We start from the raw sequence: 11925 nt of genomic DNA on the forward strand, positions 1-11925 counted from the left end.
TCTTCGATCACGGGAAACGCGGCCCCACCTCGCAGAACCGGCGTCGATCGGCGCGCGGGGAGGGCAAACCCTACTCAGCACCCTAGGGATGATTTGGTGGGGATCGCCCGACGTGCGAGTCTGAGCGCATGGCACGAATTGGGGTTGTAGTGCCGCGGGATCTCCCCGCGGATCGGGTGCTGGCCTATGCCCGCCGGGCCGAGCGGCTCGGATTCGAGGAACTGTGGGTCGTGGAGGACCTCGGGTTCCGCGGCGGCGTGGCCCAGGCCGGCGCCGTGCTCGCGGCCACGGAGCGGATCACGGTCGGCATCGGCATCCTGCCGGCCGGCGCGCGCAACGCCGCCTTCGCCGCGATGGAGCTGGCGACGCTGACCCAGCTGTTCCCGGGCCGCGTGACCGCGGGCATCGGCCACGGCATGCCGGACTGGATGCGCCAGGCCGGCGCGCGCCCGGCCAGCCCGCTCACCCTGCTGCGGGAATACACGATCGCCGTCCGCGCGCTGCTGCGCGGCGAGCCGGGCCCGGCCGCGGGCCGATACGTCGCCGTCGAGGGCGTGGTCATCGGCGAGATCCCGGCGGCGCCGCCACCGGTCGTGCTCGGCGTGCGCGGCCCGAAGTCGATCGCGATGGCCGGCGAGGTCGCCGACGGGCTGCTGCTGGCCGAGCCCTGCGCGCCGCCCTACGTCGCCGACGCGGTCTCGCGCTTCGCCGCGCCGTCGCCGATCGTCGTGACGTACGACGCCGCGGCCGTGGCCGACGACGGCCGGGCGGCCCGCGACCTGGTGCGCCCCGGCCTGGCCTGGATCGGCGAGCCGGACTGGGCCCCGCACCTGGCCCCGCTGCCCTTGGCCGGCGAGCTCGCCCGGCACCGCGCGGCGGCGGCGAGCCGCGAGGAGTTCGCGGCCACGCTGCCGGACGAGTGGGTGCGCGAGCTGTCGCTGGCCGGCACCCCGGACGAGGTCGCCGAACGGATCGCGGCCCGCCACGCCGCGGGCGCGACGAGCGTGGTGCTGCTCCCGGCCGAGCCGGACCCACTGGACGCCCTGACCCGCCTGGCCCACGTCATCCGCCTTTGATCGGTCGATCCGATCAGCGGGAACTCCGGCCGATGCCGAGCTTCGGCATGTCCACGAAGTAGGCGGCGGCCGTCGCCTGGCTGGTCTTGCGGACGATGTCGCGGATGCGGCACCGGCCGCTACTCCGGCTACGTGGCGTGGTCCAGGAGATCGGCCAGCTCCTTCGGGCGGCCGAGGGCCGCGCAGTGGCCGGCGTCGAGCTCCGCGGGCGTGATCCCGAGCCGCTGCGGCACGAGCCGGCGAAACAGCGCCGCCGGGAAGCAGCGGTCCTGCCGCAGCAGCACGAATCGCGTCGGTACCGCCGGCCACCGCTCCAGCGGCCAGGGCTGCTCGTAGGCCACCGCGGACGGATGCGCGCGCTGGCGGCGGAGGGCTTCCTCGGCGAGCGGGCGCGGCACGTCGTGGTAGTAGGTGACGTAGGGGTCTTCCTCGCCGCCGCCGACGTAGCCCACGTTGTCCCACCAGTCCGAGGGCCGCTCGCCCGGCGCCGGAACCATGCCCGCCACCAGCACCAGCCCGTCGGCCGCGAGCCGCCCGGCCACCAGCGGGGCCGTGAACGCGCCGAACGAGTGCCCGACGACGACGGCGTCACGCCGGTCGCCGACGGCCGCGATCACGGCGTCGGCGTAGGCGTTCAGGTCCGCGGCCGGGTCGTCGGGCAGGTCGGGCGCGATCGCCTCGTGGCCGCGGGCGCGCAGCTCGGCGGCGACGAGGTGCCAGGCCCAGCCGGAGTCGCCGGCGCCGTGAATCAGCACGAAGGTGGCCATGCCCCTGACGCTAGCCACGCGAAGGCATGCGCGAAAGCGATCGTCTCCGATCATTTCCATCGTACTTCCCGATAGACTCGAGACCGTGGCCGACATCGAGCTGCGCCACCTCGCCACCCTGGCCGCGATCGCCGACGAGGGGTCGTTCGGGCGCGCCGCGGCGCGGCTCGGATACACGCAGTCGACGGTGAGCCAGCACATCGCCGGGCTGGAGCGGTCCGTGGGCGGCGCGGTGTTCGACCGGCCGGGCGGGCCGCGACCGGTTCGCGTCACGCCGCTCGGCCGCGTCGTGCTGGACCACGCCCGGCAGCTGCTGGCCGGGGCGCGGGCGATGGCCGACGCGCTCGAGCGGTTCCGGGCCGGCGAGGGCCGCATCGACATCGGCACCTTCCAGAGCCTGTCGACCACGATCCTGCCGCGGCTCGTGCGGCGGCTGCGCGAGGAGCACCCGGACTGCGACATCCGCCTCTTCGAGGAGGAGACCGACCCGCCGCGCGTCGACGACCTGGACCTCGTGTTCTTCGACGGGCGCACGGCCGGCGAGGTCGAGCACCGCAAGCTGCTCGACGACCCGTACGCGCTCGTCGCCCGCCCCGGCGACTTCCCCGACGGGCCGGTGCCGCTGAGCGCGCTGGACCGCGCGCCGATGGTGGCCTGGCCCGCGGCCTGCGACCAGCCCCGGCTCGAGGACGCGTTCGCGAGGGCCGGGGCGCGGCCGCGGACCGTGTTCCGCACGACGAGCAACGAGGCGGTGCTGGCGATGGTCCGGGCGGGCATCGGCTCGGCGGTCCTGCCGCGCCTGGTCCTCGACGACCTTTTCGGCCCCGGCTCGGCGCTGTCGGTGCACGAGCTGCGGCCGGCGCCGCCGCCGCGCGAGATCTACCTGCTCTGGCCGGCCGGGCGCACACACTCCCCGCTCGCCGCCCGCGCGATCGAGATCGCGCTGGAGGTCACGGCCGGCTACCGGTAGGGGCGGAAGTTTCACGGCGCTCCAGGCCGCACGCGCAGCCGTTGGCGAATCGTGTTATGCCGGCGGCCCGGCCCGCATCTGCAAGGCGACGCGACGCACACCCCCGTCAGAGAGGTCGCCATGTCTCCATCACGTTCCCGAACCCGCCGGGCGCTCCTCGCGCTCGGCACCGCCGCCGCGACCGTCGCGGTCGCCCTGGTCGGCCTCGACCGGCCGGCCAACGCCGCGACGGTGCCGGCATTCCCGGGCGCCGCCGGGCCGGCCATGTACGCCACCGGCGGCCGGGGCGGCGACGTCTACCACGTCACCAACCTGACCGACAACGCGAGCAGCCCGCAGGCGGGTTCGCTGCGCTACGGGCTCGCCACCGCCCCGAGCAGCGGCCGGACGATCGTCTTCGACGTGGCCGGCACCATCAGGCTCTCCCCCGCCGGGCGGCAGGGCTGGCTGTCCTTCGGCACGAGCAACGTCACGGTCGCCGGCCAGACCGCGCCGAAGCCCGGCATCACGATCATGGGCCAGGCGACCAAGGTGACGGGCAACAACGTCGTCATCCGGCACGTGAAGTTCCGGCCCGGCGAGGACCAGGCGAACCCGGGCACGGCCACGAACGACGGGATCTGGATCACCGGCAACAACGTGATCGTCGACCACGCCTCGGTGAGCTGGGCCGACGACGAGGGCATCAGCTCCAGCGACGGGGCCGGGCAGGTCACGGTGCAGTACTCGATCGTCTCCGACGGGCTGAACTACAAGGGCCACAGCTACGGCGCCCTCGTCGGCAGCGACGTGACCGGGTCGAACATCGCCTACCACCACAACCTGTTCGCCCATAATCTGAGCCGGCTGCCGAGGCTGGGCAACGAGACCGGGGCGGTGAACAACGTCGACTGGAGCAACAACATCATCTTCGAGGGCAAGGGCTACAGCGGCGACAACCAGAACGCGTTCGGCAACTTCGTCGGCAACACCTACCTGCGGCACAACTCCAGCAGCCCGGCGGTCTACACGGGCGCGACGGGCACCAGCCTGTACCAGTCGGGCAACATCGTCGACTATGACGGCGACTCGAACCTGACCAACGGCCGGGCCGCGACGTGGACCGAGTACGCCTCGGTCCCGACCCACCAGTCCGCGCGCTTCAACGTGCCGAACATGACCTACGACTCGGCCTCCGCGGCGGTACCGAAGATCCTGGACCGCGCGGGCGCCTTCTGGTGGTCCCGCGACGCCGTCGACACGCGCGTGGTGAGCGAGACCCGCACGACCACGGGCACGCTGATCGACTACCCGAACGCGACCGAGTGGAACAGCCTCTGGAACGCCGCGCCGGTCAACGCCCCGAGCGGCTGGGACACCGACCGCGACGGCATGCCCAACGCCTGGGAGATCGCCAACGGCCTCAACCCGAACGCCGACGACCACAACGGCGACGCGGACGGGGACGGTTACCGCAACATCGAGGAGTACCTCGACTACGCGGCCCAGGGCGGCCAGACCAACCCGTCCACCTCCCCCAGCCCGTCCATGTCGTCTCCCAGCCCGACCCCGGGCACCTCCCCGACGGGCGGCGGCACCGGCGGGTGCACCGCGTCGTACGCGACCACGAACACGTGGGAGGGCGGCTTCCAGGGCGAGGTGACGGTGAAGGCGGGCGGCGCGGCCATCACCGGCTGGACCGCGAGGTGGACCCTCGCGAGCGGGCAGTCCGTCAGCCAGGTCTGGAACGGCCGGCTCACCACGAGCGGCTCGACGGCGAGCGTGACGAACGAGTCGTACAACGGCGCCCTGGCCGCGGGCGCCTCGACCACGTTCGGCTTCCTCGCCACGGGCACGGCCACGACACCGGCGGTGACCTGCACGGGTAGCTGAGCCCGGCCCGCCACGAACGCCGGTACGGCCGCGGACGGGCGAGTACGGTCGCATCATGCGCAGCCGTCCGTCCGCGGCCGTCCGGTCGCACCTTCTCGCGCACCTCGGCGAGCCGTTCGCCGACCTGCGCGAGAAGGTCGCGCGGGGCGCGGCCGTCGAGGTCTCCGGGTTCGCCGCGACCCCGTGGCCCGGGCAGGTGACGCTGGCGACGAACGGGCTGTCCACGTTCGCCCGCGCACGCGGGTTCGCCGGCCCCGACGGGCTGGCCGACGAGCTCGTGATGGTCGTCGGCGACGCGTTCCTCGGCGACACGTTCCTCGCGTTCTTCATGAACCTCGCCCGCGTGTACGCCACCCACGCCGAACTCCTCGGCTGGCACGAGCCCATCCGGCTGGACCGGGCGGTGCCGGGCAGCGACGACATGCGGTTCCTGCTGCCGACGCCGACGGCGATGTTCGAGGAGTCGTTCGCATTCGCCGAGGAGGCCGGCGGGCTGACCGTGATGCGGTACCTGCTGCCGCTGCGCGAGTTCGAGGAAGCCCGGATCGCCGGCCTGGGCGTCGAGGCCTTCCATCGATACATGGAGCAGGTCGCGCCCGAGTACTGGAATCTGCGGCGGACCGCGCTGTTCCCCGGCGACGGCGTCGTGCGGCAGTGGGACGCCGAGGCCGGGTGGGGCGTGGTCGCCCTGGACCGCGACGGGCTCCTCGTGTGGACCCACTACTCCGCCGTCGTCGCCGAGCCCGGGGCGTACCGCTCCCTCGAGCCCGGCCAGCGGGTGCGCTGCTGGTTCGAGACCCCCGGCCAGGACGGCTACGCGGCGCGGGCACTGCGCGTCGAAGCCCAGGACTGACCCGTCGGCCAGGACCCGCGCTCCGCACCCTGCGGCGTCGGCGATGTCGCGTATCGTGACCGCGTTCAAAGCCGAAGGGCCCTCGCCTCCGGGGCCATGTGGCCCTACTATGGCGGCGCAACGACGAGAAGGGGCGGGGATGACGCGACCGGAGTGGGCACCGGAAGACATCGACATCAGCGTGCCGAACGCGGCGCGGATGTACGACTACTCGCTCGGCGGCTTCCACAACTTCGCGGTCGACCGCGAGATGGTCGAGCGAGTCGTGTCGATGTCGCCCAACGCCAGGCAGATTGGCCTGGCCAACCGGGCCTTCCTCGGCCGGGCCGTGCGCCGGCTCGTCGCGAGCGGCGTGCGCCAGTTCCTCGACGTGGGCTCGGGCATCCCGACGCTCGCCAGCGTGCACGAGGTGGCACAGCAGGCCGATCCCGAGGCCCGGGTGATGTACGTCGACATCGACCCCGTCGCCGTCGCGCACGGCCGCGCCATTCTCGCGGGCAACCCCAACGCCGACGTGATGCTCGGTGACGTGCGGCGGCCGGACGACATCGTGCGTGACCCGGCGGTGAGCGGACTGCTCGACTTCACCGAGCCGATCGCCGTCATGCTCATCGCGGTGCTGCACTTCGTGCCCGACTCCGACGACCCGGCCGGGATCGTGCGCCGGTTCCGCGAGGCCGTCAAGCCCGGCAGCTACATCGCGCTGTCGCACGGCTCCCCGCCGCCGCAGCACGAGGAGGACGCCGCGAAGGTCAGCACGGTCTACCAGCGCACCTCCACGCCGTTGCATCTGCGCAGCAGCGCCGAGATCGGCCGGCTGCTCGACGGCCTGGAGATCGTCGAGCCGGGCGTGGTGCCGGTGACCGCCTGGCACCCCGACGACACCGGTGTCGAGCCGCGGCCGGAGGTGCTCGCCGCGGTGGGACGTAAGCCGTAAAGCTGGCATTCAGCGCGGTCTTTGCCTCATAATCGTCCGCGTGATCCCGTCCGACGGCCGGACGGTCGGCATCGACGCGTTCACCCGGGCCTGGGCGCGTGTCGTCACCGGCCACACGGTCCTGCGCCACAGCCCCGACGAGGTGTATTCGCTGCTCGAGCGGTTCGCGCGGCGGCTCGCCGAGGCGCTGCTCGCGGAGCCGTTCTCCGCCGGCCCGGGCCGGCGGCTCGGCGCCGACCTGGTGGCGGCCGGCATCGCCACGCCCGAACTGCTCGGCCGGACGACGACGCTCATCGGGCGGCGGTTCCTCGAGGACATCCGCCTGCGGCGCCCCGACGGCCGGGCGCGCCTGGACGAGCTGCTCGGCGCGGTGGCGACCGGCTACACGGGCGCCCTCGTCGACCAGTCGGTCGGGGCGCAGGAGGAGCTGCGGCGGGCGGAACTGCGGCGGGCCGCGCTCGCCCGGCAGTGCTGCATCGAGCGGACGCACGACCTGCCCAACCAGCGGGCCGCGCTGCTGCGGCGGCTCGGCGAGGCGCTGGCCGGGGACCCGCGGGGCCGGCTCGGGCTGTGCCTGATCAACCTGGACCGGTTCCGGACCGTCAACGAGAGCCTCGGCTACCGCGCCGGCGACCAGGTGCTGCGGACCGTCGCGCACCGCCTCGAGCGGCTCGCCCAGCGGGCCGGGCACTTCGCCGCGCACCTCGACAACGACACGTTCGTGCTGCTCGTCGGGGACACCGGCGGCATCGACGAGGTGACGAAGGCCGCGGAGGAGGCGCTCGCCGCGATCGCGCACACGTTCCCGATCAACAACGGCTACACCCTGCCGATCCGGGCCAGCATCGGCGTGGTCGAGCGGTCCGCCGCCGGCACCGATCCGGCGGCCCTGCTCGGGGCGGCCGAGCAGGCGCTCGGCTGGGCGAAGCAGGAGCGGCGCGGGCATTGGATGGTGTACGACACCGAGCGCGCGGCCGCGGAGACCGCCCGCCACGCGCTCAGCGCCGAGATGCCCGACGCGCTCACCCGCGGCGAGTTCGTCGTGGACTATCAGCCGCTGGCCGACCTGGCCACCGGGCGGATCGTCGGCGTCGAGGCGCTGGTGCGCTGGCGGCATCCGGTGCACGGGCTGCTGATGCCGGGGCGGTTCATCGACCTGGCCGAGCACACCGGCCTGATCGTGCCGCTCGGCGAGGACGTGCTGCGCCGCGCCTGCGCCCAGGCCGTCGCGTGGCGCGACGCCGACCCGGACCACCCGGTGTTCGTGAGCGTCAACGTCGCCGAGGCCCAGCTGCGCCGGCCGGGCCTGCCCGCGCTGGTCCGCACGATCCTGGACGAGACCGGGCTGCCGGAGGGCCTGCTGCAGCTGGAGGTCACCGAGAACGTCCTGCTCGACCCGGAGGGGCTCGGCACCCTCGACGACCTGGCGCGGATGGGTGTGCGGATCTCCCTGGACGATTTCGGCACGGGCAACTGCCGGCTGGCCGAGATCAGCAACCTGCCCGCCCACACGATCAAGATCGCCGGGTGCTTCATCGGCTTCCTGAACAACCAGCACGCGGCCGACGGCGCCGACCACACGGTGCTCGCGGCCATGATCGAGCTCGGCCGTGAGCTGGGCCTGACCGTCACCGTCGAGGGCATCGAGACCGAGGTCCAGGCGCGGCGGCTCCTGGACCTCGGCTGCGACATCGGCCAGGGCTACCACCTGGGCCGCCCTCAGCCCGCGGACGACATCACCGGGGTGCTCACGGCCCGGAGCTGAACGGGATCCGGCGGTCGGTCCGCGACGCCCAGTAGGCCAGCTGCGGCGCGACGAACCAGCACGCCAGCAGCGGCAGCGACCACACCAGCGCCGGCGGGTTCTCCAGCTCGATGCCGACGGCCAGGGCCACCGACAGCGCACTGGCCAGCGCCATCGTCCGCCAGCGGGACGCCGCACCGCGACCGACGGCCCGCACGGCCGCCACGGAGCTGGTCCACTGCAGGATCAGGCGGCGGCTGACGAAGGTGCGGTAGATCGCCCGGGCCGTGGCGTCCAGCGTGAACACCGTCCGGTCGGCCAGCAGCACGACCCAGATCGGCGCGCGCAGGGCCTCGACCCGCAGCAGCCACCACGCCAGCGAGCCGCGCATCCGCAGCGTCCCGGCCAGCCACGCGCGCCGGGACATCCGCGGCGGGCGGGGCGAGCGGCCCAGCAGGACCATCAGCGGCAGCACGAGCAGCGGCTGCAGGAGCAGCCCGGCGACGACGGCGGTGTAGACGCCGACCTGCGCGGCCGGGGCCGCGAGCCAGGCGAGCACGAGCAGCCCGGCCATGGCGACCGGCTGCAGGTGCGCGAGCAGGTCGTTGGTGAGCATCCAGCGGGCCATGAGCGGCAGCGCGCGGCGGCCCCGGGCGGCGATCCAGGGCAGCAGGTGCACGTCGCCGCGGATCCAGCGGTGGCAGCGTTTGCGGTACGCGAGATAGTCCTCGACGTTGCCCTCGACGACCACGGCGCCGGCGATGCAGGCAGTGCGGGCGTACATGCCCTCGAGCTTGTCGTGGCTGAGCACGGTGTTGTCGGGGATGCGCCCGTCGAGCGCGGCCCGCACGGCGGCCACGTCGAAGATGCCCTGCCCGAGGAACAGGTCCTGGCCGAAGAGGAGCTGGCCGAAGGAGGCCTGCCCGGTCGGGGCGGAGTACGGCTGCCACGACCACTCGAAGAAGCTGCGCGGCGGGGACGGCACGTGGCAGGGGCGGACGTAGCCGAAGCCCGACGTGATCCGGCCGGTGCCGGGGTCGACCTCGGCGCGGTTGTCCGGGTGGGCCATCGCGGCGACGAGCTGGCGGGCACCGCCGTTGGGCAGGCGGTTGCCGACGTCGATGGTGATGACGTACCGGATGTCGGGCAGCGCCGGCGCCGGGCCCTCGAAGCTGGTCTCGGCGGCGGGGTCCTGGACGAGGGCGGCGAACTCGACGAGCTTGCCGCGCTTGCGTTCCCAGCCCATCCAGACGCGGTCGGCCTCGTTCCAGCGGCGGGAGCGGAACAGTGCCGAGAGCGGGGTCGTGCCGGCGGCGGCGGCGAGCTTGGCGAGCACCTCGGCGCGCAGGGCGGCGTCGGTGGCGAGCTCGGCGGCGGGGCCGTCGGCGAAGTCGACGAGCGCGATGTGCCCGGCGAATCCGGGGCCGCTGTCGCGGGCGGCGGCCCGCATGGTGTCGACGAGCGCGTCGACGTCTTCGCTGTCGTAGACGATGGCGGGGTACACCACACACGTCGAGCCGACGAGGGCGCCGGGCGGGGCCAGCGGCACCTGCGGCAGCGCCGCGGACGGAGGCAGCGCGGCCCGCAGGACGAGGTGCACGACGGTGCCGCCGAGCTGGAGGGCCAGCGGCACGCCGAGCGCGAGTGCGGTGACGAGGAACGCGGTGCTCGTGCCGGCCTCGGCCATCAGGAGGCCGGCGAGGATGAGCAGGACCGCCGAGACTGCGACGATGGACCAGACGTAGGCCGGGCCGGATCGTTTGCCGATGTTCTTCCGCTGCCGCCGGGCAGTCGTGGACACATTGGCCTCAGGCATAGGTCAGTCCAGGGCCCGCCTCATGAACCCGATGATGCCCACCCACGTGAAGACGACTAAGGCCGCGCCGAGCACGGAGATCGAGATCCACAGCGGCAACGACTCGACGGCCGTCGGCGCGATGATGGCACGCATGGCCTCGCTCATGTACGTGCACGGGTTGAGCCCGCACACGATCTGGAACCAGAGCAGGTCCTTGATGCCCAGGAACGGGAACTGGGTCGAGCCGGTGAAGATGAGCGGGGTCAGCGCGACGGTCAGCATGATCTCGATGCGCCGCGAGGACACCAGCGTGCCGAGCACCATGCCGAGCGCGGACGCGACCAGGGCGCCCAGGATCAGGACCCCGATCACCGGCAGGTACGTGTGCGCGGGCCAGCTCATGTGCAGCAGCCAGAAGCCGAGCGGCACGATGAACAGGCCGGCGACGAGGCCGCGAATGGCGCCGAACACGATCTTCTCGACCGCCACCAGCCCCATCGAGACCGGGGCCAGGAGGCGGTCCTCGATCTCGCGGGTGTAGGAGAAGTCGAGGACGAGCGGCAGCGCGGTGCTCTGCAGGCCGGCCAGGAACGCGTTGAGGGCGACGAGGCCGGGCAGCAGGATCTGCCCGAAGACGTTGTCGGTGTAGCCGAGGTCGGACAGCACCTTGCCGAAGATCAGCAGCGAGAACAGCGGCTGCACGATGACCTGGGCGAAGAACGGCAGGAACTCCCGGCCGGTGACGAAGACGTCCCGCCACAGCAGCGAGAAGAACGTCTCGATCTGGCTCGGCAGCGACACCGAGCGCAGCCGCAGCGGTGGGGTGGCGACGGTCACCGAAGGTCCCTTCCGGTCAGGTGAATGAAGACGTCCTCGAGGCTCGGCTTGCCGACGGTGAGGTCGCGCACCTCGTGGTTGCCGTCGGCCATCGCCTTGAGCACCGCGGGCATCGCCGAGACCGGCTTGGACTCGGTGAAGACGCGGAACTGCACGAGCGTCTCGGCGTCGGGCGCGACCAGCTCGGGCGGCGGCGCCGGCGGGCCGACCCGCTCGACCCGCTCGACCTCCGGGACGTCGCCCAGCAGGGTGCGGATCTCGTCGGCGGTGGCCGAGCCGAGGTTGACGGTCAGCGTCAGGGTGGTGTTGCCGGGCAGCATCCGGGTCAGCGCCTCGGGCGTGTCCAGCGCGAGGAGCTTGCCGTGGTCGATGATGCCGATGCGGTCGCAGAGCTTGGCCGCCTCGTCCATGTCGTGCGTCGTGAGCATGATGGTGACCCCGGCGGAGCGCAGTTCGGCCACCTTGTCGTGGACGAAGAGGCGCGCCTGGGGGTCGAGTCCGGCCGAGGGCTCGTCGAGGAACATGACCTTCGGCTCGTGCATGAGGGCCCGGGCGATCATCACGCGCTGGGCCATGCCGCCGGAGAGGTAGTCGACCCGGCCCTTGGCGTGGGCGGTCAGCTCCATCTGCTCGAGCAGCTCGTCGGCCCGCTTGGCGCGCTGCGCCCGCGGCATCCGGTGGTAGGCGGCGTGGAACATGAGGTTCTGCCGCACGGTCAGCGACCGGTCGAGGTTGTTGCGCTGCGGCACCACCGCCAGCAGCTGCCGCGCCGCGGTCGCGTTCTTGACGACGTCGACGCCGTGAATCACGCCGCGGCCGGACGTCGGCCGGACCCTCGTCGTCATCACGCCGATCGTCGTCGTCTTGCCGGCGCCGTTCGGCCCGAGCAGGCCGAAGATCTCGCCCGCGTTGACCTGGAAGCTGAGCCCGTCAACGGCCGCGGGCGTCTTCGGTCGATACGTCTTTACCAGATCCGTAACCACCATCGCGTCGTCCACGGGGCCTGACACTACCGATCCGCATATGCATCGGAACCGTTGTGCGGCCCCGCATTCCGGCGCCGGACGACAT

At 72.9% G+C, this 11925-nt stretch carries 10 protein-coding genes; 6 read left to right on the forward strand and 4 right to left on the reverse strand.

Annotated elements, in window-relative coordinates:
• The first annotated feature begins 149 nt into the window (after nt 1-149).
• Complete coding sequence (locus tag AC6JBM_RS18015) at nt 150-1076, forward strand: LLM class flavin-dependent oxidoreductase (RefSeq protein WP_497984740.1); 927 nt, start codon at nt 150-152, stop codon at nt 1074-1076.
• 128 nt (nt 1077-1204) lie between these two features.
• Here AC6JBM_RS18015 and AC6JBM_RS18020 read toward each other — a convergent pair whose 3' ends face one another.
• On the reverse strand, nt 1205-1843 hold the full coding sequence (locus tag AC6JBM_RS18020) for an alpha/beta fold hydrolase (RefSeq protein ID WP_497984741.1): 639 nt from the start codon (nt 1841-1843) through the stop codon (nt 1205-1207).
• Nucleotides 1844-1928: 85 nt separating this feature from the next.
• Here AC6JBM_RS18020 and AC6JBM_RS18025 point away from each other — a divergent pair, with 85 nt between their 5' ends.
• The 5 genes from AC6JBM_RS18025 (at nt 1929) to AC6JBM_RS18045 (ending at nt 8240) form a co-directional block, all read left to right on the forward strand.
• Nucleotides 1929-2813, forward strand: coding sequence for a LysR family transcriptional regulator (locus AC6JBM_RS18025; RefSeq protein ID WP_497984742.1), 885 nt, complete (start codon nt 1929-1931; stop codon nt 2811-2813).
• Between the two features lie 120 nt (nt 2814-2933).
• Nucleotides 2934-4685 carry a cellulose binding domain-containing protein gene (locus AC6JBM_RS18030; RefSeq protein ID WP_497984743.1) on the forward strand — a complete coding sequence of 584 codons (1752 nt, stop codon included), beginning with the start codon at nt 2934-2936 and terminating at the stop codon, nt 4683-4685.
• A gap of 55 nt (nt 4686-4740) precedes the next feature.
• Nucleotides 4741-5538: a cold-shock protein gene (locus tag AC6JBM_RS18035; RefSeq protein WP_497984744.1), complete on the forward strand. Its 798-nt coding sequence runs from the start codon at nt 4741-4743 to the stop codon at nt 5536-5538.
• Between the two features lie 139 nt (nt 5539-5677).
• Nucleotides 5678-6475: an SAM-dependent methyltransferase gene (locus AC6JBM_RS18040; RefSeq protein WP_350625963.1), complete on the forward strand. Its 798-nt coding sequence runs from the start codon at nt 5678-5680 to the stop codon at nt 6473-6475.
• 40 nt (nt 6476-6515) lie between these two features.
• The gene (locus tag AC6JBM_RS18045) at nt 6516-8240 is read left to right on the forward strand and encodes a putative bifunctional diguanylate cyclase/phosphodiesterase (protein ID WP_497984745.1); all 1725 of its coding nucleotides are present in this window, start codon (nt 6516-6518) and stop codon (nt 8238-8240) included.
• On the opposite strand, the gene AC6JBM_RS18050 is transcribed toward AC6JBM_RS18045, so the two are convergent.
• From AC6JBM_RS18050 to AC6JBM_RS18060, 3 genes are read right to left on the reverse strand one after another with little or no spacing between them, the layout of a single operon-like run.
• Nucleotides 8224-10035, reverse strand: a complete 1812-nt coding sequence (locus AC6JBM_RS18050) for a hypothetical protein (RefSeq protein ID WP_497984746.1) — start codon at nt 10033-10035, stop codon at nt 8224-8226. The two genes, AC6JBM_RS18045 and AC6JBM_RS18050, sit on opposite strands and share 17 nt — an antisense overlap.
• A 3-nt stretch (nt 10036-10038) precedes the next feature.
• Nucleotides 10039-10854: an ABC transporter permease gene (locus AC6JBM_RS18055; RefSeq protein WP_497984747.1), complete on the reverse strand. Its 816-nt coding sequence runs from the start codon at nt 10852-10854 to the stop codon at nt 10039-10041.
• Nucleotides 10851-11852 carry an ABC transporter ATP-binding protein gene (locus tag AC6JBM_RS18060; RefSeq protein WP_497984748.1) on the reverse strand — a complete coding sequence of 334 codons (1002 nt, stop codon included), beginning with the start codon at nt 11850-11852 and terminating at the stop codon, nt 10851-10853. The genes AC6JBM_RS18055 and AC6JBM_RS18060 overlap by 4 nt, the downstream gene beginning before the upstream one ends.
• Nucleotides 11853-11925 lie beyond the last annotated feature (73 nt).

It is taken from the genome of Dactylosporangium thailandense, from assembly GCF_059739745.1.

What these genes read in the sequence shown, in the direction of transcription:
- AC6JBM_RS18020 (WP_497984741.1), bottom strand. Translation starts at nt 1,843, where the DNA reads ATGGCCACCTTCGTGCTGATTCACGGCGCCGGCGACTCCGGCTGGGCC.
- AC6JBM_RS18030 (WP_497984743.1), top strand. Translation starts at nt 2,934, where the DNA reads ATGTCTCCATCACGTTCCCGAACCCGCCGGGCGCTCCTCGCGCTCGGC.
- AC6JBM_RS18035 (WP_497984744.1), top strand. Translation starts at nt 4,741, where the DNA reads ATGCGCAGCCGTCCGTCCGCGGCCGTCCGGTCGCACCTTCTCGCGCAC.
- AC6JBM_RS18040 (WP_350625963.1), top strand. Translation starts at nt 5,678, where the DNA reads ATGACGCGACCGGAGTGGGCACCGGAAGACATCGACATCAGCGTGCCG.
- AC6JBM_RS18050 (WP_497984746.1), bottom strand. Translation starts at nt 10,035, where the DNA reads ATGCCTGAGGCCAATGTGTCCACGACTGCCCGGCGGCAGCGGAAGAAC.